This window comes from Brevundimonas sp. R86498, assembly GCF_044598075.1.
GTDB lineage: Bacteria > Pseudomonadota > Alphaproteobacteria > Caulobacterales > Caulobacteraceae > Brevundimonas.
The window spans coordinates 2,618,724-2,638,080 of sequence record NZ_CP139004.1 but is presented as its reverse complement, the minus strand read 5'-3'; the positions used below and the strand labels follow the sequence as shown (position 1 = coordinate 2,638,080).

Annotated in this window: 19 protein-coding genes and 2 tRNA genes; 17 read left to right on the top strand and 4 right to left on the bottom strand. The window is 64.9% G+C overall.

The genetic code is table 11. From position 1 onward, the window contains the following. Nucleotides 1–97 precede the first annotated feature (97 nt). The 3 genes from SJY26_RS13020 to SJY26_RS13010 all read left to right on the top strand — a co-directional run bounded on the left by SJY26_RS13020 (nucleotide 98) and on the right by SJY26_RS13010 (nucleotide 2,125). Entirely contained in the window at nucleotides 98–1,000 is a 903-nt protein-coding gene (locus tag SJY26_RS13020) for a hypothetical protein (protein WP_396593435.1), read from the top strand. Between the two features lie 88 nt (nucleotides 1,001–1,088). Next, the gene (locus SJY26_RS13015; RefSeq protein WP_305642617.1) at nucleotides 1,089–1,730 is read left to right on the top strand and encodes an ATP-dependent Clp protease proteolytic subunit; all 642 of its coding nucleotides are present in this window, start codon (nucleotides 1,089–1,091) and stop codon (nucleotides 1,728–1,730) included. Nucleotides 1,731–1,804: 74 nt separating this feature from the next. After that, nucleotides 1,805–2,125: a hypothetical protein gene (locus SJY26_RS13010; RefSeq protein ID WP_396593434.1), complete on the top strand. Its 321-nt coding sequence runs from the start codon at nucleotides 1,805–1,807 to the stop codon at nucleotides 2,123–2,125. On the opposite strand, the gene SJY26_RS13005 is transcribed toward SJY26_RS13010, so the two are convergent. Further along, a complete protein-coding gene (locus tag SJY26_RS13005) occupies nucleotides 2,122–2,769 on the bottom strand; it encodes an HAD-IB family hydrolase (RefSeq protein ID WP_396593433.1) in 648 nt (215 codons plus the stop codon). The two genes, SJY26_RS13010 and SJY26_RS13005, sit on opposite strands and share 4 nt — an antisense overlap. A gap of 193 nt (nucleotides 2,770–2,962) precedes the next feature. On the opposite strand from SJY26_RS13005, the gene clpX reads away from it, so the two are divergent. From clpX to SJY26_RS12990, 3 genes are all read left to right on the top strand, one after another. Next, nucleotides 2,963–4,225, top strand: coding sequence for an ATP-dependent Clp protease ATP-binding subunit ClpX (gene clpX, locus SJY26_RS13000; protein WP_396593432.1), 1,263 nt, complete (start codon nucleotides 2,963–2,965; stop codon nucleotides 4,223–4,225). 270 nt (nucleotides 4,226–4,495) lie between these two features. Then, nucleotides 4,496–6,898 carry an endopeptidase La gene (lon, locus tag SJY26_RS12995; protein WP_396593431.1) on the top strand — a complete coding sequence of 801 codons (2,403 nt, stop codon included), beginning with the start codon at nucleotides 4,496–4,498 and terminating at the stop codon, nucleotides 6,896–6,898. Between the two features lie 119 nt (nucleotides 6,899–7,017). Next, a tRNA-Val gene (locus SJY26_RS12990) sits at nucleotides 7,018–7,094 on the top strand. A gap of 93 nt (nucleotides 7,095–7,187) precedes the next feature. Here the strand turns inward: SJY26_RS12990 and SJY26_RS12985 are convergent. Further along, nucleotides 7,188–10,376, bottom strand: coding sequence for an autotransporter outer membrane beta-barrel domain-containing protein (locus SJY26_RS12985; protein ID WP_396593430.1), 3,189 nt, complete (start codon nucleotides 10,374–10,376; stop codon nucleotides 7,188–7,190). 185 nt (nucleotides 10,377–10,561) lie between these two features. Here SJY26_RS12985 and SJY26_RS12980 point away from each other — a divergent pair, with 185 nt between their 5' ends. The 3 genes from SJY26_RS12980 (at nucleotide 10,562) to SJY26_RS12970 (ending at nucleotide 13,007) form a co-directional block, all read left to right on the top strand. Then, nucleotides 10,562–11,458, top strand: a complete 897-nt coding sequence (locus SJY26_RS12980; RefSeq protein WP_396593429.1) for an SPFH domain-containing protein — start codon at nucleotides 10,562–10,564, stop codon at nucleotides 11,456–11,458. A gap of 3 nt (nucleotides 11,459–11,461) precedes the next feature. After that, entirely contained in the window at nucleotides 11,462–11,644 is a 183-nt protein-coding gene (locus tag SJY26_RS12975; RefSeq protein WP_305642657.1) for a hypothetical protein, read from the top strand. 112 nt (nucleotides 11,645–11,756) lie between these two features. Beyond that, nucleotides 11,757–13,007, top strand: coding sequence for a glycosyltransferase (locus SJY26_RS12970; RefSeq protein WP_396595765.1), 1,251 nt, complete (start codon nucleotides 11,757–11,759; stop codon nucleotides 13,005–13,007). On the opposite strand, the gene SJY26_RS12965 is transcribed toward SJY26_RS12970, so the two are convergent. Both SJY26_RS12965 and SJY26_RS12960 read right to left on the bottom strand, forming a co-directional pair. Then, complete coding sequence (locus tag SJY26_RS12965) at nucleotides 12,955–14,148, bottom strand: Coenzyme F420 hydrogenase/dehydrogenase, beta subunit C-terminal domain (RefSeq protein ID WP_396593428.1); 1,194 nt, start codon at nucleotides 14,146–14,148, stop codon at nucleotides 12,955–12,957. The genes SJY26_RS12970 and SJY26_RS12965 overlap by 53 nt on opposite strands. Nucleotides 14,149–14,397: 249 nt before the next feature. Beyond that, nucleotides 14,398–14,474: transfer RNA gene (locus SJY26_RS12960), tRNA-Asp, on the bottom strand. Between the two features lie 258 nt (nucleotides 14,475–14,732). On the opposite strand from SJY26_RS12960, the gene SJY26_RS12955 reads away from it, so the two are divergent. From SJY26_RS12955 to SJY26_RS12920, 8 genes are all read left to right on the top strand, one after another. Further along, a complete protein-coding gene (locus tag SJY26_RS12955) occupies nucleotides 14,733–15,110 on the top strand; it encodes an NADH-quinone oxidoreductase subunit A (protein WP_396593427.1) in 378 nt (125 codons plus the stop codon). Beyond that, on the top strand, nucleotides 15,080–15,682 hold the full coding sequence (locus SJY26_RS12950) for a NuoB/complex I 20 kDa subunit family protein (protein ID WP_396593426.1): 603 nt from the start codon (nucleotides 15,080–15,082) through the stop codon (nucleotides 15,680–15,682). Before SJY26_RS12955 ends, SJY26_RS12950 begins: the two co-directional genes overlap by 31 nt. Next, nucleotides 15,679–16,332 carry an NADH-quinone oxidoreductase subunit C gene (locus SJY26_RS12945; protein WP_396593425.1) on the top strand — a complete coding sequence of 218 codons (654 nt, stop codon included), beginning with the start codon at nucleotides 15,679–15,681 and terminating at the stop codon, nucleotides 16,330–16,332. The genes SJY26_RS12950 and SJY26_RS12945 overlap by 4 nt, the downstream gene beginning before the upstream one ends. 6 nt (nucleotides 16,333–16,338) lie before the next feature. Further along, nucleotides 16,339–16,767: a hypothetical protein gene (locus SJY26_RS12940; RefSeq protein WP_396593424.1), complete on the top strand. Its 429-nt coding sequence runs from the start codon at nucleotides 16,339–16,341 to the stop codon at nucleotides 16,765–16,767. Between the two features lie 91 nt (nucleotides 16,768–16,858). Next, the gene (locus SJY26_RS12935; protein WP_396595764.1) at nucleotides 16,859–18,037 is read left to right on the top strand and encodes an NADH-quinone oxidoreductase subunit D; all 1,179 of its coding nucleotides are present in this window, start codon (nucleotides 16,859–16,861) and stop codon (nucleotides 18,035–18,037) included. Continuing rightward, entirely contained in the window at nucleotides 18,034–18,222 is a 189-nt protein-coding gene (locus SJY26_RS12930; protein WP_396593423.1) for a hypothetical protein, read from the top strand. Before SJY26_RS12935 ends, SJY26_RS12930 begins: the two co-directional genes overlap by 4 nt. Continuing rightward, the gene (gene nuoE / locus SJY26_RS12925) at nucleotides 18,222–18,884 is read left to right on the top strand and encodes an NADH-quinone oxidoreductase subunit NuoE (protein ID WP_396593422.1); all 663 of its coding nucleotides are present in this window, start codon (nucleotides 18,222–18,224) and stop codon (nucleotides 18,882–18,884) included. The genes SJY26_RS12930 and nuoE overlap by 1 nt, the downstream gene beginning before the upstream one ends. After that, nucleotides 18,881–19,165 (top strand): hypothetical protein, encoded by a 285-nt coding sequence (locus SJY26_RS12920; protein ID WP_396593421.1) that lies wholly within the window; start codon nucleotides 18,881–18,883, stop codon nucleotides 19,163–19,165. The genes nuoE and SJY26_RS12920 overlap by 4 nt, the downstream gene beginning before the upstream one ends. Nucleotides 19,166–19,357 lie beyond the last annotated feature (192 nt).

Genomic DNA, 19,357 nt, shown 5'->3' with positions numbered 1-19,357 from the left:
TCGCCGATTCGCCTCGCACGAAGACTTGCCAAGGGATGGCGACGAGGGCTTTTCGGCTCTAGGCTCCCCGAGTGGTCCGTTGGCGGGGGATGTTGCCATGAGTTTGACAGCGATCTGGATTGCGGCTGGCCTGGCCCTGGCCCAGCAAGCTCAGGATCAGCCTTCTGATCTGCCTGACGTACTCGTTTCGGCTGCCAGGGGCACGGAGCGACAAGCGCGCAGTTTCGTCGAGGAGATCTCGAGTGCTCCGACGCATGCCCTGTCTATCGCAAGATGGATGGAACCCATCTGCATTGCCACCGTCAATCTGCGTGAAAATACCGCGGCGGCAATAACGGCTCGGATAGAAGCCCATGCCCGGGATGTCGGCGTGGCGGTTCAGGCTCCAGGATGCTCGCCCAACATCACCCTCCTCGCCACGTCCGATGGGCGATTGACTGCCTCCGAGCTGGTGGGCGCATATCGCGATCGTTTCATCGTGTCGCAAGGCTCGACCCAAGGCGACGGACGGGCGCTGAAGCGTTTCGCCGAGGATGAGGTCGCTGTGCGCTGGTGGCCGATCTCCGCACTCACGGACGAGCTTACCGGACGAGTTCTTGTTGCGATCTGGGGCAGACCCCCGCCCGTCAGGTCAACCCCAGGTGAAATCTATCTGGGGCAGGACCAGCGTGAAGCTCTCCTTACCACCCTCGTGATCCTTGACCTGTCCAGAACAGGCGCGGTCAGCGAGGCGGCCCTGGCTGACTATCTGACCATGGTTGTCCTCGCGAATATCGACCCGGATGCACGGGGCGGCAGCACGCCGTCCATCCTTGATCTCTGGGACGGTGGGCCGGCCCCGACCAGCCTGACAGCTTGGGATCGTGCCTATCTTAAAGCGCTCTATGAGGCGCCTGTTCGCCTGAGTGGTGGCCCGAGCCAGTTGCGCTCGCTTTACCAGCGAAACGAGATGGCCCGGATCATGGCACGCGAGCTATCGCAGGACGACGCGACGCCCTGACCTTGCGCCCTGCCTCCGGCAACGCGATATCTGGCAGGAACGAACGCGACCGCTTCGAGTCGCGCCGAACGGCAATCAGCGAGACCCCATGCGCGATCCCATCGACTACATCTCCTCCAACCTCGTCCCCATGGTGGTGGAGCAGTCCAGCCGGGGTGAGCGGGCCTTCGACATTTTCTCGCGCTTGCTGCGCGAGCGCATCATCTTCCTGACCGGCCCGTTCGAGGATGGCATGGCCAGCCTGATCTGTGCCCAGCTGCTGTTCCTGGAATCGGAGAACCCGAAGAAGGAAATCAGCATGTACATCAACAGCCCCGGCGGTCAGGTGACCTCGGCGCTCGCGATCTATGACACCATGCAGTACATCAAGAGCCCGGTCTCGACCGTGGTCATGGGCATGGCGGCCTCGGCCGGCTCCCTGATCCTGACGGCCGGTGAGGCGGGCCAGCGCATTGCCCTGCCCAACGCCCGGGTCATGGTCCACCAGCCCTCGGGCGGTTTCCGCGGCACCGCCTCGGACATCGAGCGCCACGCCGAGGACATCATCGCCACCAAGCGCCGGCTGAACGAGATCTACGTTCACCACACCGGCCGGACCTATGAAGAGGTCGAGCGGACCCTCGACCGCGACCACTTCATGACCGCCGAGGAAGCCAAGGCCTGGGGCATCGTGGATCACGTCTATGACAAGCGCGAACAGGCCGATGCGGACGGCGTCAAGACGGTCTGATGCACGCGGATCATTGAACACGGAAGGGCGTGCTGGGACCGGCGCGCCCTTGTCGTTTGTGCTATCAGGCACCCATGCAACACACGCGTGATCTCAAGGGCGTCGTCCAGGTGGACGGCGAGGACTATGAGTGGGAGGTGCGGCGTCAGCCGCAGCGGACCACCGGCAATGAGTGGCAGGGGATCGGGATCGCCCTGCGGCAGAAGGACGCCCAGCGCGAGGCCATCGTCATGTTCCCCATGGTGATGCGGGCCAGCGGCATCCCCAATTTCGAGCGTCAGCGGATCAATGTCGAAAGCGTCCGCAATGCCGTCGCCTCGGCCATCGCGGCCGGCTGGGATCCGACCTCGCGCGGCAAGGTCGTGGTCTTCGACGTGGACGCGGACGGCCGCTAGCGCCGATCCGGACGGTCCCGGAAGGTGCGAAAGCCCGGAATGTCGGCGATCGCCAGCATCTCGGTATCGCCCGAGGTGTCCCCATAGGCGGCAGCCAGCCGGATGTCCGGGCCATAGGCCTCGCGCAGCCGGCGCACCTTCTCTTCCGCCCGGCAGTTCAGGTTGGAAAACTCGCCGGTGACCCGGTCCTGATCATCGAAGGTCAGGTTGGTGCCCAAAAGTGCATCGGCCCCCAGCCGCAGGGCAAAAGGGGCGACCGTCAGGGCAGGGGAGGCGGTCACGATCACGCGATGGGCCCCGCGTTGACCCCAGTCGTTCCAGCACTCCAGAGCGTCCGGCCGCATGAACCGGTCCCAGATGTGATCGGCAAAGGCCGCCGCATCGGCTCCTAACTCCGCGCGGGACAGCCCTTTCAGGAACACCGCTACCGAGGCGGCCTTGATCGCCCCCCGGTCGCGGCTGCGGGCATAGGCGGCCGTGGCCGGAGCCATCCGGACCAGGCCCATAGCCCAGCCGCGCCGTCCGGCCCGCCAGCGCAGGAATTGGGTGAAACTGTCGCGGATCGTCAGGGTGCCGTCGAAATCGAAGGCCACGATGGGCTGATCCGCGGGGACGGGCTGGCGTACGGCCTGTGTGGCCCCCATGTCACCCATTCGCCGTGATCTCCATCCAGTCTGTATCGTCCACGATCGTGTGACCCGCCTTTACCTTGACGGGGTTGTGGCGGGCGTTCGGATGGGGGATTGTCATTTTTTGAATATCTTCGCGTCCATAGTGATGGAATCAATGCGGAGAAAGCGCGTTCCCCTCTCCGGGGCGCGAAAGTGAGAAGGGTCTATGACCAAAGCAGCCGGCACCGACGCCAAGAGCACCCTCTACTGCAGCTTCTGCGGAAAGAGCCAGCACGAGGTGCGCAAGCTCATCGCCGGACCGACGGTGTTCATCTGTGATGAATGCGTCGAACTGTGCATGGATATCATCCGCGAAGAGCACAAGATCGGCTTCGTCAAATCCAAGGACGGCGTCCCGACTCCCAAGGAAATTCGGGAAGTTCTCGACGATTACGTCATCGGCCAGAGCCACGCCAAGAAGGTGCTCTCGGTCGCGGTCCACAACCACTACAAGCGCCTGAACCACGCGACGAAGAACAACGACGTCGAGCTGGCCAAGTCCAACATCATGCTTATCGGGCCGACCGGCTCGGGCAAGACGCTGCTGGCCCAGACGCTGGCACGCATCATCGACGTGCCGTTCACCATGGCGGACGCCACCACCCTGACCGAAGCCGGTTATGTGGGTGAGGATGTCGAGAACATCATCCTGAAGCTGCTCCAGGCGTCCGACTACAATGTCGAACGGGCCCAGCGCGGCATCGTCTACATCGATGAAATCGATAAGATTAGCCGCAAGTCGGACAACCCGTCGATCACCCGGGACGTCTCGGGCGAGGGCGTGCAGCAGGCCCTGCTGAAGATCATGGAAGGCACCGTTGCCTCCGTGCCCCCACAGGGCGGCCGCAAGCATCCGCAGCAGGAGTTCCTGCAGGTCGACACCGCCAACATCCTGTTCATCGTCGGCGGGGCCTTCGCCGGCCTTGAGAAGGTGATTTCGGCGCGCGGTGCCGGGGCCTCGATCGGCTTCGGGGCCAAGGTCAAGGACGTCGACGAGCGCCGAACTGGCGACATCCTCAAGGGTGTCGAGCCGGACGATCTGATGCGCTTCGGGCTGATTCCCGAGTTCATCGGCCGTCTGCCCGTTCTGGCGACGCTGGAAGATCTCGACGAGACCGCCCTGGTCACCATCCTGACCGAGCCCAAGAACGCCTTGGTCAAACAGTACAAGCGCCTGTTCGAGATGGAGAACGTCGGCCTGACGTTCACCGACGACGCTCTGATCGCCGTGGCGAAGAAGGCCATCACCCGCAAGACCGGCGCGCGCGGCCTGCGGTCCATTCTGGAAGGCATCCTTCTGGAGACCATGTTCGAACTGCCGACCTTCGACGGTGTCGAGGAGGTCGTGGTCAATGCCGAGGTGATCGAGGGCAATGCCCAGCCTCTGCTGATCTATGCCGAGAAGAAAAAGGCTGACGGCGCCGCCTGATCCCTTCGCCTGGCGACAGGCGTGTCGAACTTGTCCAGCCCCGGATTCGAAAGGCTCCGGGGCTGTGCCATGTCAGGCAATCCGGCCTCGAAGTGACACTGCACGGGCGTTCCGTGGACGGAACTGCCGTTCCGCTTGAACCCCGGGCCCAAGGGACCACATACTCATCTGAACGCCGTCGGAATCGACGGGTCGCATCCGGATGTTGCTGCATAACGCGGGACGTCGGAGGCGACGGGCCGGAGATCGTCAATGGCCCAGGAGTGCATCATGTCCGAGAGTAAAATCCTGCCCGTCCTGCCCCTGCGGGACATTGTCGTGTTTCCCCATATGGTCGTGCCGCTGTTCGTAGGGCGCGAGAAATCCGTTCGGGCGCTCGACGAGATCATGAAGGGTGAGAAGCAGATCCTGCTGGCCACCCAGAAAAATAGCGTCGACGACGATCCGTCGCCCGACGCGATCTATCCCGTCGGCGTGCTGGCCACGGTTCTGCAGCTACTGAAACTGCCCGACGGCACCGTGAAGGTTCTGGTCGAGGGCAAGGGCCGCGCTCATCTGACCCGCTTCACGGATCGTGAGGAGTATTTCGAGGCCGAGGCTGTCGAGATTGAGGACGACGCGGGCGATCCGTCCCAGGCCGAGGCCCTTCTGCGCGCTGTGGTCGAGCAGTTCGAAAACTATGTGAAGCTGAACAAGAAGGTGCCGCCCGAGGCCCTCAGCTCCATCCCCCAGATCACCGATGCGTCCAAGCTGGCGGACAGTGTCGCGGCTCATCTGTCGGTCAAGATCGCCGACAAGCAGGCCCTGCTGGAAACCATCGTCGTGCCCCAGCGGCTGGAGAAGGTCTACGCCCTGATGGAGGGCGAGATCAGCGTGCTTCAGGTCGAGAAGAAGATCCGTTCGCGCGTGAAGCGCCAGATGGAGAAGACCCAGCGCGAATACTATCTGAACGAGCAGATGAAGGCGATCCAGCGAGAGCTGGGCGAGACCGACGATGCTCGTGACGAAATCATGGAGCTGGAGAAACGCATCCGGAAGACGCGCCTGTCCAGGGAGGCCCGGACCAAGGCCGAGGCCGAGGTCAAGAAGCTGCGCAACATGAGCCCCATGTCGGCGGAATCCACCGTAGTGCGGAACTACCTCGACTGGCTGCTGTCCATCCCGTGGGGCAAGGCCAAGCAGAAGCCGATCGATCTCGACAAGGCCGAGGCCATCCTCGAGGAGGATCACTACGGCCTCGAGAAGGTGAAAGAGCGGATCATCGAGTATCTGGCGGTGCAGGCGCGCACCAACAGCCTCAAGGGTCCGATCCTCTGCCTGGTTGGCCCTCCCGGCGTCGGCAAGACCTCACTCGCCAAGTCGATCGCCAAGGCGACCGGCCGTGAATATGTCCGCATGTCTCTGGGCGGAATGCGTGACGAGGCCGAGATCCGGGGTCACCGGCGCACTTACATCGGCTCGATGCCCGGCAAGATCATCCAGTCCATGAAGAAGGTGAAGACCACCAACGCCTTCATCCTGCTGGACGAGATCGACAAGCTGGGCGCCGACTGGCGCGGCGACCCGTCCTCGGCCCTGCTGGAGGTGCTGGATCCGGCCCAGAACAACGCGTTCGGCGACCACTATCTGGAGGTCGACTACGACCTGTCCAACGTCATGTTCGTGACCACGGCCAACAGCCTGAACATGCCCCAGCCCCTGATGGACCGGATGGAGATCATCCGGGTCAGCGGCTACACCGAGGACGAAAAGGTCGAGATCGCCAAGCGCCACGTCCTGCCCAAGGTGACGACCGAGAACGGCCTGACGGCGGCCGAGTTCGTGGTGCCCGAGGACACGATCCGCGACCTGATCCGCTACTATACGCGGGAGGCGGGCGTCCGTTCGCTGGAACGGGCCCTCGGCGGTCTGGCCCGCAAGGCCGTGCGCGAGATGTCGAAAGAGAAGACGCCCTCGATCACCGTCGATGCGGCCAAGCTCGCGACCTATGCCGGGGTGCGGAAGTTCCGCTTCGGCGAGACCGACGAGGAGGATCAGGTCGGCATCGTCACCGGCCTGGCCTGGACCGAGTTCGGCGGCGAGATCCTGACCATCGAGGCGATCAAGATGCCGGGCCGCGGGCGCATGACCGTGACCGGCAACCTGAAGGACGTGATGAAGGAATCCATCTCGGCCGCCGCGTCCTACGTCCGGGCCCGCTCGCTCAGCTTCGGCGTCAAGCCGCCGGTGTTCGAGAAGACCGACATCCACGTCCACGTCCCGGACGGAGCCACGCCCAAGGACGGCCCGTCGGCCGGTGTGGCCATGACGGTCGCCATGGTCTCGGTCCTGACGGGCGTGCCGATCAGGAAGGACATCGCCATGACCGGGGAGATCACCCTGCGCGGTCGCGTCACCGCCATCGGCGGCCTGAAGGAGAAGCTGCTCGCGGCCCTGCGCTCCGGCGTCAAGACCGTGCTGATCCCGCAGGAGAACGAGAAAGACTTGGCCGACGTGCCCGACAATGTGAAGGGTGCGCTGGAAATCGTGCCGATTTCGACGGCCGACGAGGCCCTGAAATGGGCCCTGACGGGTTCGCTGACGGCGGTGGAGTGGGACGAGGTGGCCGAGCCGCTAAATCCCGCGCCCGCGACCGTCCCGCCGATCGACGGCACCACAGTCGTCAGTCACTGAGGCCAATCGTCTCCTCCCTGTTCGCGCAGCGAATGGGGAGGTGGCGCGGCGCGCATTAGCGCCACGACGGAGTGGTTCTGGACGCCGCGGGATTCCGCAGGCAAACAGACCGTCTGGATGGGCGGCTAGCTCAGCTGGTCAGAGCATCTCGTTTACACCGAGAGGGTCGGCGGTTCGAACCCGTCGCCGCCTACCACACCCATCGAAAAGGCCGCCGGATCGCTCCGGCGGCCTTTCTTTTGGCATCGTCAAATGAACCAAGGCGGAAGGACCAGCCTGACCGGACTCGCTAGAACCGGAAGCTGGCCCGCAGCAGCAGGGTGTAGCGGACGTAGTCTTCAATCATCTCGGCATCGGCCGTGACCGAGAGCCGGCCCAGATCGTTGCCCACGCTGAGGTTGATGCCCGCGATCGGGCCACCGCCCTCGATGGCGTCCGGGGACAGGGTGAAGGAGTTCCCGCCTGACGTGAACCTGGCGATCGTGTCGCCCGCGTCGACCGAGATGTTCTGACGCCAGCCCAGCCGGACCTCGGGGCGGATCCAGCCGTTGGCACCGAACCCGTAGCCGATGTTCACTGCGGCGACGCCTGCCAGCATGTGGCCGTCACGATCCTCGATCTCGAGGTTGAAACCGGGCGTCGCGCCTTCCTCGATGCGACCATCCTCGCTCAGCGAGAAATACTCGACATAGGCTTCGGGGCGGATGTTCAGGCGACCGAAGCTGCGCTCGTAGGACGCTCCGCCGGCCAGGGCCAGGGTGAAGCCGTTCCAGTTGGACTGGTTGCTGAGGTTGATGTTCTCCGTCACCAGGGTGCGCGTGGCCTCGAAGGTGGCATAGCCACCGGCCGCGCGGGCCCAGGTCGTCCAGGCCTGGCCCTGTGCGCGCCAGTACAGGCCCAATTCCACGAGGTTTGCCGACAGGATTTCCTCGGCCTCGGCCTCCGGATCCTCGACGTCCGAGGACGTAAAGGCCACTGACAGGCCGATAGCCCCCAGGTCAGTCCCCCGCTCGATGCCGCCCGCCACGCCAAAACCTTCGGACCGGAAGCCGTAGCTGTCGGTCTTGTCCTTGTCGGCGTAAAAATTGATTTCCTGAAGCCAGGCGCTGGTCTCGCCGGGCGCGACCGAGGCATTGCGGCCGGTCAGGGCTCTGGTCACGGCGTCGACGCCTGACGCCAGCGACATCAGCGGCCCGCCAGAGTGGTCCGGCAGCATCTGTTCGTACAGATTGATGAAGCCGTCGCGGCCGGTCTGGGCAAGAAATACGTCGCGGAGCGCGGTGCTGTTGCCAAGCGCGCCGTATACTGCGTCGAAGGCTTGGCTTTCCACGCCGATCAGACTGGCTTCGTCCGCCGTGCGTCGACGCGCGTCGATATAGACGTCACCGGCCGCAACGTCCGACCCGGCGTTCACGACGAAGAGATAAGGAGAATTGTCCTGAACCGCCGTCTGATCGATCGCGCCGATGGTCAGCGTGTCGGCGTCGATGACCGTGAAGCGGCGAGGGGTGTCGATCAGGGAGTTGAAGCGCACCCCCAGGCCTGCGCCTGTCGCGAGCGTGGCAGTGCCGTTGACCCGGAAGCCGGAGCTGGTGCCCGCGGCCGGGTCGAGGGTCACGATCAGGTCGCCTGCGGTCCCGATGTTCAGGCTGCTGACCGTCGTGGCGCTCGCCTGCCGAGCATCGAGCGTGCCGTTGGAGATGTCGATCGCGAGCAGCCCGTCGCTGTCGGTGACGGCGCCGCGCATTACCCCGCCGCCGGAAATGTTCAGCCGATCAGCCCCCGCGCCGAACGACACCGCACCGGTCATGGTGCCATTCTCGAGGTTCAGGGTGTCCGCACCCGAGCCGAAGCGCAGATCGCCGACCGTGACGGGTTCGTTCGAGTTGGTGACGCCGTCGCCGTCGGTGTCAGGATCCGTCGTGGTCGGTGTGCTGGGCTCACCGTACTGGCGGAAGGTGACGCCGGTCGTGTTGGCTGAGACATCAACCGCCACGGCAGTTGCTCCGGCCACAACCTGACCGGTGGTCGCATCAGGCACAAGAATCGACTGGAGTGATCCGGCGTTCTGGATTGAGGTCAGGGTCCCCGACAGATCGCGGATAGCCGTTGTGGTTGTGACAGCACCGCCCGCCGTTGCGAGGATCGACCCGTTGTTGAACAGGGTGGGCAGGCTGGCACCCGCCGCAATGGCGATAGCCGTGGCCTGCGAGGCGGCATCGGCGCTGGACACACCGGCAGTCAGCGACCCGGTATTGTCGAACCGCGGCGTCGCGACGCCTGTGCCAATGGAAAGGACCGTTGCACCCCCGTTACGTCCGAGGGCCGTGATGGTCCCTTCATTCCGGACGCCGCCGGCGATGCTCACCGTCTGTGCGCCGCCGACGCCAAGTTGGACAGCTGTCGCATTGACGGAATCGTAGACGCCGTCCGCCGTTATGGCCCCGCGGTTGATCAGCCCATAGGCGTCCGTGCCTGTGCCGGCGACACCGAGGGCGATCCCTCGCGTTGCCGATCCCACCGTCAGGGCCGGGGCAGAACCGTACACGCTGATCGCCAGATTGCCTTCGTTGGCGTCCGGGATACCGTCATTGTCCTCGTCTGTTGATGTGGTGCTGTTGTCCGCCGGCCGGACATCAAGGACCACGCCGCCACCGACGTTCCCTGCCACAACGACCGCAGATCTCCCCTGGAGCAGATCATCTGCCTCGAGCTTGGCGATCGCCGCGTCGCTTGGCCGGGTCGTATAGCGATAGCCGGTTGAGGCGATGTCGCCCTGGAGTGTCAGACGCCCGCCGATGTCGCCCTGGATATCGACCGCTCCGGCATTCAGACCCTGGGCGGTAATGGGGCCACCCAAGTTGACCGAACCCGAAATACCGCCGGTGCTCGAGAATCCCACGGCATTTTCACCGATCGCCCGCAAGCTGCCGAATGTTGTGACATTGCCCGTCAGGGCGCGCTCGATCGAGACCGCGCGGGAATTGGCACCCTCGGCGAGGATCACGCCACTGCTCTCGACCAGGATATTGCCAGTCAGGGGCGTGCCGCCAGTCAGACGCAGCCCGAAACGATCGCTGCCGGCCGCGATCGGACCGTCTGCATCGCCATCGCTGTCGCTGTCCGGATAAGTGTCGATGCTGTCGGTGACGGAGATCTGTCCGCCGATCGTGACATTGCCCGTGGCCGCACCGGGGCCGACCAGAATGCCCGTTGAGCCGTTCGCCGAGTTCAGCAGGCTGATGGTGGAGCCGCTGTCCAGATCGACGCTGTTGTTGCTGTCGACCGTGATGGCGGCCCCGGTGTTCACGGTGATGCTACCACCGCTGGCCAGACGAATGTCATCCCGCGCCGTACCGGTCGCCGTGGAGGTGACGATCGGGGTCGTCCTGGCGTTGGAGATCACGACTTCGGCGTGCGCGCCGGTGACAGCCATCAGAGGGGCAAGCGCCACCGCAGTCGCAAGCAGTCTACGCATTCGAGAAGTCACCCCAATTGGCTACGCACAAGGCGTCGGCCGCCTTCTAACAGGGGCGCCTCGACCTGTCTCAAGTTTCGCGAATTTGAGGCGAATGCAAGGCCTCGTCGTCAACAGCCGGCCCCCAAGCGTTGCCGTGACGCGGTGATGATGATAGCATTTTCATATCGAACTGGAGTATGGACATGGACGATCAACGGACGGTCTCCCGGGAACGGGCGGCCAGAACGGCCAACGGGCTGCTCGTGCTGCTGGTGGGGATAGGGCTTATTCTGCTTGGGCCGATAACCGTCGCCCAGTCCCCGGACGCAGCGGTCAACATTGCCGGGGGGCTCGGTCTCGCGCTCCTCGGCCTGTTTCTGCTGTGCGGCCTCTACGCCCTGCAGCCGAATGAGGGTGTGGCGATCCTGCTGTTCGGTGACTATCGCGGCACTGATCGGGCCACCGGCCTGCGTTGGGTACTCCCCTGGTACACCCGCAAGAAGATTTCGCTGCGCGCACGCAACGTGACGTCCGACAAGCTGAAGGTGAACGACCGCCGCGGCAGCCCCGTCGAGATCGCGGCCAATGTGGTCTGGCGCGTGGAGGATTCGGCCCAGGCCCTGTTCGACGTCGACGACTATCAGGCCTTTGTGAACATCCAGATCGATACCGGCCTGCGCGATATCGCCTCCCACTACGCCTATGACCTTGGCGAGGAGGAAGAGGGCGTGGATCAGGAACTGACCCTCAGGGCCGATGCGGAAGATGTAGCGCGGCGGCTTCGCGACGAGCTGGCCAACCGGGTCCGTGTGGCCGGGGTGGCGATCGACGAGGCCCGACTGGCGCATCTGGCCTATGCCCCGGAAATCGCGGGTGCCATGCTGCGCCGTCAGCAGGCCGAGGCGATCCTGTCGGCGCGCCGGCTGATCGTCCGCGGTGCGGTTGGCATGGTCGAAAGTGCCCTGAAGGATCTGGGGGAGCGCGACGTGGTCCAGTTGGACGAGGACCGCAAGGCCGCGATGGTCTCGAACCTTCTCGTCGTGCTGTGCGCCGACCGCGAAGCCCAGCCGGTCGTGAATGCCGGCACCCTGTACGGCTGAGTTGTGGCGCGGGTCCGCAAGCCCTTTCTGCTGCGCGCCTCTCCGGCGCTGATGGCGGCCGTGGAGCGGCTGGCGGCGGCGGAGTTGCGGTCGGTCAATGCCCAGCTGGAAACCCTGCTGCGCGAAGCCCTGGCACGAAGGGGAATCGCGACCCCGGTGCCGGGCGACCCCGATGATACGGCTTGAGCTTGACCGTCAGCCGGTCTACGGGCGCTTGATGGTCCGGAATAAATCGTCCGCACGCAGCCAAAATCGCCGGACGGGCGTTCGCGCGCTGCAGTCGCCCAGCCAGGACTCCCTGTACATGACCGATCTCGACGTCCAGGCAGCAGAGCTGCGACTGTTCCCAAGCCGGGACGAGGAGGTTGCGGAAACCCTGAGTGTGTTGCGGGCCTCCACGTCGGACTCCCGGCTGCGGATGGTGGACACAACCATGCTGTATGCGCCCCGCTCGGGCGGGGTGAAGCGGTACCTGCTGTCCAAGAAGGCCTGGCTGGAAGAGCACCGGCCCGGCGTTGCCCATTCCCTGCTCGTACCGGGACCCCGCCACCAGGCCGGTCGGGATGGCATCATCAAGCTGCATGCGACCAAGCTCCCGTTTGGTGACGGCTACCGCTGGCCCAGTTCGGTCCGTCGCTGGGGCGCGTGGGTCGCCGCCATGAAGCCGGCTCTGATCGAAGCCGGGGATCCCTACACTCCGGGCCAGGGCGCGCTGGAGGCCGGCCAGAGGGTCGGCTGTCCGGTGATCGGCTTCTGTCACTCCGACCCGGCGGGTCTGGCCGCGCTGCATTTCGGGGAATGGGCCAAGAAACCGGTCGAGAAGCGCTGGGCCCGTCTGTTCGGCCAGTTCGACCGGGTCGTCTCGCCGAGTCGCTTCATCGCGCGCCGGCTGGAAGAGGCTGGCGTCAGAAACATCGTCATCCGGCCCCTGGGGGTAGAGATCGACACCTTCCGGCCCGACCGTCGGGATCGGGACTGGCTGCTCAAGCGGCTGGGCCTGCCGGCCAGCGCCCGGCTTCTGTGTTTCGCGGGCCGACCCGCGCGCGAAAAGAACATCGATGTCCTGATCGAGGCCGTCCAGAGGCTGGGCGCGCCCTACCATCTGGTCCTGGTCGGGGCCGGGGCCGGCATGCCGGCCGAGGATCGGGTCATTGCGTTGCCCTATGAGCGGGATCCCCGTGCGGTCGCCCGGATCATCGCCAGCTGCGACGCCTTCGTGCATGCCAACGACAAGGAGCCGTTTGGCCTGATCGTGCTGGAGGCCATGGCCTGCGGCCGGCCGGTGGTGGGGGTCAATGCTGGCGGCGTGGCAGAAACCGTCAACGACAGCGTGGGGCAGCTGTCTCGCAGCGCTGACCCGGCCGAATACGCCGAGGCAATCGAGGCCCTGTTCGCGCGCGACATCGAGGCGATCGGCGCTGCGGCCCGCGTTCATACGGTCGAGACCTTCGCCTGGAACCGGGTCTTCGAGGACCTGTGTATGGTCTATGGCGAGGTCAGCGGCCGGCCCGAGTTTGTTCAACCGGCTGAGCAACTGGCGGTTCACTGACCGCCGGGTCTGACCGTTCGCCCGGCGCGGGCGTCAGGCCATAGGGGTCGACCAGGGCCCAGATGTGATCGGGGATCATGGATTTCATCCGGCGCGGCTCCTCGCGGCGAAGGTGGATGACCGTTTCCGCAGCCTTCATTTCCAGTCGCGTGCGCGCAAACTCCAGACCGCGCGGACCCGTGCGCGGCTGCAGCCAGCTGACAATCGGCCGGACCCAGTCGGGCATCCGTCGCAGGGGCAGGCCGCCGGCCGCCCGCTCGACGTTGGCGATGAAGCCTTGGACGGCCAGCTTGCGCTTGCCATGGCTCTGCGGCTCGGACAGGGCGACCTCATCCTCCAGCAGGTCCAGCAGGGCCTCGCCGCGTTCGTTCCGGACCAGCAGCCACTGCTCGCCCTGTCCGGCCATATAGCCGACCGTGATGTCGGCCAGGGCGTTGGTGTAGTCGACGCAGGTGCGGCAGGTGAGGGGGAAGAAGTCCGGGGCCAGCTGCGAGATCGGCAGAGACAGGAAGGGAATCGTCTTCACCCGCCCGTCGGTGAACCGCAGCTCGACGTGATAGTCGGCGCGGAACTCCAGATAGGTGATAGTGTCGGGCGCATCCGAGAGGAGAGCCAGGAACGCGTGGAAGTTCTCGGTCGTCGTGTTGTCGGAACAGGGGGTGCCGATCACGTACAGAGCCTCCAGCCCCAGTTCGGCCTCCAGCGCCCTCAGGGCATAGACCTGACAGGGAATCCCGATGACGGCGAGGCGGCGGTAGCCCCGATCCCGTGCCTGCTCCAGCAGGGCGAGAAGCGGCGCATAGCCCATGCGCATGCCGCGGACCTCGGCCATTGCGTCTGCCCGGGTCACCAGCACGGGAACCGGTCGCCAGCGATCCTCGGGATCGGGAGCCATGGTGAGCACCGCATCGACCGCGCCGGTTTCGAGGAGCCGCTCGCCGATACGGGTGGTGATTCCCGTCCACTGAGCCCCCTTCGCGGGAGCCTTCAGCGCGGCCTTCACCATCCGCCGGACCGGGCCGAAGAACAGCTCGTCCCCTTTGGCCGAATCGCGTGCCCGGCCGTGAACGCGCGTTTCGAGCGCCGGATAGTCAGGCTTGATGAACTGACAGGCCCGCCCGCACAGGGTGGGATCCTCCATCCGCGAGACGCCGCAATCGGTGCAAAGGTTGCGCGGGACTGAGGGTCTGACCGGTGGTGCCCAGACGGCTGCGGCAGGGTCGGCGGATAGCGTCACAGGCGGTGTCCGGGACAGGCGGACCGGTCATGCCGATCACCGTCGAGGAGACCCATGTGCAGCGCATGACGTCAAGGCAGACGACCGACGATGCGGACCTTGATTTTCATGGAGTGGGGGAGGGGGCGCGCCATCCCTTCTGTTCAGAAGAGATGGCGCGAGTGACGGGACTCGAACCCGCGACCTCCGGCGTGACAGGCCGGCACTCTAACCAACTGAGCTACACCCGCGTTTCCCGCTGCGTCGTTTCCTCGGCGGCGAGGGGCGTCGTTTAGGCGGGGGCTCGCGGGTGTGTCAAGCGACGATCCGGTGCATTGCGACAGATTTCTCCGGTCTCCGGCGCGGATCGCCTGACCTGCCAAAACGCAAGCGATCCTGCGAACGGTTCTCAAGAGAAAAACCATTCGTCGCATGGGTTTGAACCGCCGCAAGGTTGGGTCTAGAAAGCGCCGAATCCGCTGCTCTCCCTCGCGGCGTGGACTTTTCCAATGAACGCATTTCTTCTCCAGTATCTGCCGATTGTGATCTTTCTCGGGATCGCGGCCATTCTCGGCGTCGGCTTCATGGTGGCGGCCTGGGCCATGGCCCCCTCCAATCCCGATTCAGAGAAGCTCTCGGCTTACGAATGCGGGTTCAACGCCTTCGACGATGCGCGGATGAAGTTCGACGTGCGCTTCTACCTGGTGTCGATCCTGTTCATCATCTTCGACCTCGAAGTCGCCTTCCTGTTCCCGTGGGCCGTGTCGATGTTCGATCTCGCCCGTCCCGAAATGGTCTTCGCCTTCTGGTCCATGATGGCCTTCCTCGGCGTCCTGACGGTCGGCTTCATCTACGAATGGAAGAAGGGCGCGCTGGAATGGCAATAGTCGCACCGTCAAGCCCGCTGCCGACCGCGTTCGGCCAGGGCGCCCGGTCCAGTGTCGAGGGCTATGATCCGAAACTGCACGACAAGTTCTTTGAGGCCATCAATACAGAGGTCGCCGAGCAGGGCTTCCTGACGGCGTCGCTGGACGACGTCATCAACTGGGCCCGCACCGGGTCGCTGATGTGGATGACCTTCGGGCTGGCCTGCTGCGCCGTCGAGATGATCCAGGCGTCCATGCCTCGCTATGACCTTGAGCGGTTCGGCATGGCCCCGCGCGCGAGTCCGCGTCAGTCGGATCTGATGATCGTGGCCGGCACCCTGACGAACAAGATGGCTCCGGCCCTGCGCAAGGTCTACGACCAGATGCCGGACCCCCGCTATGTCCTGTCCATGGGTAGCTGCGCCAACGGCGGTGGCTATTACCACTACAGCTACAGCGTCGTTCGGGGCTGCGACCGGATCGTGCCGGTCGATGTCTATGTGCCGGGCTGCCCGCCGACGGCGGAGGCGCTGATCTACGGACTGCTTCAGCTGCAGAAGAAGATCCGTCGCACCGGGACGATCGAACGATGAACGGCCATCTCGCGACCGTCGCCCGCAATACGGAATCGCTGACTCCGCTGGGCCAGGAAATGGTCGCCGAGCTGCAGGTCGATGCGACCGTAGCGTATGGCGAACTGACCATCACCTGCCATCGCGACCGGATCGTCGGGGTTCTGACGGACCTGCGCGACCGGTTCGGTTTCCAGCAACTGCTGGACGTCTGCGGAGCGGACTACCCGGATCGGGTCGAACGGTTCGACGTGGTCTATCACCTGCTGTCCCTGACCCGGAACGCCCGCATCCGGGTCAAGACCACGACGGACGAGGTGCAGCCTGTCCGGAGCGCGATTTCGGCCTATCCCTCGGCCGGCTGGTTCGAGCGGGAGGCGTTCGACATGTACGGCATCCTGTTTTCGGACCATCCGGACCTGCGCCGGCTGCTGACCGACTACGGGTTCCAGGGGCATCCGCTGCGCAAGGACTTCCCCATGACCGGCTATGTTGAGGTTCGGTACGACGAGGAACAGAAGCGGGTGGTCTATGAGCCCGTCAAACTGACGCAGGAGTTTCGTAACTTCGATTTCCTGTCGCCCTGGGAGGGTGCCGAGTATCCCCTTCCCACCCTGCCTGGCGACGAGAAGGCCCTCGGGGCGGTCCCGGGGCCCAAGGCGACGGGATGACAGATCATGGCTTCGTCTGCGCTTCAGATGGCGTTTACCCGGACCGCGCTGCAGTCGGCAGCGTCGTTCTTTCTCGTGACCTTTTCCACGGCTTTCCTCTTTACCCTCGGCGCGCGCCTCACCGGCTGGTTCACGCGCTCTCCGGTGATCCCGCCGGAACAGACCCAGACGCTGGGCATCGCCATCATGGTGGCAGTGATCTGTCTGGCTGTAGGCGCCAGTATCCGGCGGTTGTCGGCGGCGGAGCTGCAAAGTGCGCTGCTCGGAGCCTCGGCCATTCTGCTCTCGACGCCCCTCGCGCTCGCGGTTCTGACCGGCGACTGGCAGCTTTCGACGGCGGCCGTCTCGGGCATGGGCGTGGTGACACTGGTGGTCGGCTGGTTCGTGGCGATCACTCGCAAGCCGGATTCGGCAGAGGTTCGCGCTGATGGCTGACGATATGAAACCCGTGACCGAACGGGATGCCGCCGCCGAGGATCTGGGACGAATCGCCTTCGATGATCCGCGCACGGCCCATGCGCGCGAGATGGACGATCGCAAGTTCACCATCAACTTCGGCCCGCAACACCCGGCCGCCCACGGCGTGCTGCGGCTGGTGCTGGAGCTGGACGGCGAGATCGTCGAGCGCGTCGATCCGCACATCGGCCTGTTGCACCGCGGCACCGAGAAGCTGATGGAGGCCCGCACCTATCTGCAGAACGTGCCCTATCTGGACCGGCTGGACTATGTCGCGCCGATGAATCAGGAGCACGCCTTCTGTCTGGCGATCGAGAGGCTGCTGGGCATCGAGGTGCCCTACCGGGCCCAGCTGATCCGGGTCCTGTACTCCGAGATCGGCCGCATCCTGTCGCACATGCTGAACGTCACGACCCAGGCGCTGGACGTCGGGGCCCTGACGCCCCCCCTGTGGGGCTTCGAGCAGCGCGAAAAGCTGATGGTCTTCTATGAGCGGGCCTGCGGCGCGCGCCTGCACGCCAATTATTTCCGGCCGGGCGGGGTCCATCAGGACCTGCCGATGGCCCTGATCGACGACATCTGGAGCTGGTGTCAGGAATTCCCCTCGGCGCTTGGCGAGATCGAGAGCCTGGTCACCGAGAATCGCATCTTCAAACAGCGCAATGTCGACATCGGCGTGGTGTCCAAGGAGCAGGCGCTCGCCTGGGGCTTCTCGGGCGTCATGTTGCGCGGGTCCGACATTGCCTGGGATCTGCGCAAGTCGCAGCCGTATGAATGCTATGCCGAGCTGGATTTCGACGTGGTCGTCGGCAAGAACGGTGACTGCTGGGACCGCTACCTCGTCCGCATCGAGGAGATGAAGCAGTCGGTGCACATCATGGAGCAGTGCATCCACAAGCTGCGCAACTGCCCCGGCGAGCCGGTGATGGTCGAGGACAACAAGATCGTCCCGCCCCGCCGCAGCGAGATGAAACGCTCGATGGAAGCCCTGATCCATCACTTCAAACTCTATACCGAAGGCTTCCATACGCCCGAGGGCGAGGTCTATGCCGCCGTCGAGGCCCCCAAGGGCGAATTTGGCATCTATCTGGTGTCGGACGGCACCAACAAACCGTACCGGGTCAAGATCAGCGCCCCGGGCTTCCGCCACATGCAGGCGATGGACTGGCTGAACCGTGGCCATATGCTGGCCGACGTGTCCGCCATTCTGGGCTCGCTTGATATCGTGTTCGGGGAGGTCGACCGGTGAGCGACACGCCCCTGAGCAATCTGGTTCGTCAGGGCTGGTCGGTCGTGTCCTACTCGGCCACTGACATGAGCGGCGAGACGTACCAGCACAACGTCCTGCTGACGCGGAGCGGCCAGCACCGTATTCTCACCTTGCGCAAGAAGATGATCGGCGACGGACTGGTCGCCACGGAAATGGACGTCTGATGTCGGTTCGTCGCCTCGCCAAGGACCAGCCCGCCTCGTTTGCCTTCTCGAGGGACACGAAGAAGAAGTGCGATTGGTGGATCGCCAAATATCCGGCGGACCGCCGCCAGTCGGCCGTCATCCCCATCCTGTGGCTGGTGCAGAAGCAGGAGGGCTGGGTCTCCGAACCGGCCCTGCGCGCCATCGCCGACCTGCTGGGCATGGCCTATATCCGGGTTCTGGAGGTCGCGACCTTCTACACCATGTTCATGCTGGAGCCGGTCGGCTCGGCCGCCCTGATCCAGGTCTGCGGCACGACACCGTGCATGCTGCGCGGCTCGGGCGAGCTGATGAAGGTTTGCAAGAGCCGGATCGGGCCGAAGCACACCCTGTCGGCCGACGGCAAGTTCTACTGGGAAGAGGTCGAATGTCTGGGGGCCTGCGTCAACGCCCCGATGGCCATGATCAACGACTACTATTTCGAGGATCTGACGGCCGCAGACATGAACCAGATCATCGACGATTTCGCGGCCGGCAAGACGCCGGAACGTGGGACGCGGGTCGATCGGGTGAACTCAGCGCCTGAGGGCGGGGCCCTGACCCTGACCGATCCCAAGCTCTATGACGGCTCGGCCGCGAAGCCGATCAGGAAACTGCCGAACTCGGAGCCCGTCTCCGCTTGACCCCGCCACCTGACCTCGACACCGAAGAGGGCCGCGCTGCCTACCGCGCGGAACTGCGCAAGGTCGCCCTGCCGCTGCGGTGGACGGGTCTGGGTCTGATCGTGGCTGCGGCCCTTCTGGTGGTCGCGGTCTCGCGTGACTGGGCCGGTGTGCCCGAGGGCGCGGTCGTCGTCGGTTACGGCATGCTGGCCGCCGGCTGGGTGCTGGTCATCGCCACGGTCTTCCTGCGCACCCGCCACCACCGGCGGCGGATGGCCGAGCTGGAAGGGTCGCCATCATGACCGTGAACCTTCCCGCTTCCGGCGAGCCGTCGCGCGTTTGTCGGACGGCCGGTGCAGTATCCATGCTTTCAAGACGTTCGGGGGATCGTCGTGGCATCCAATCCATCAGGCAAGCCCGTCGGCAAGCGCAGGGTCGCGAGCCTGTTTCTGGCCAACCTGATGGGGGCCGGATCCCTGCCGCTGGGGGCCGCG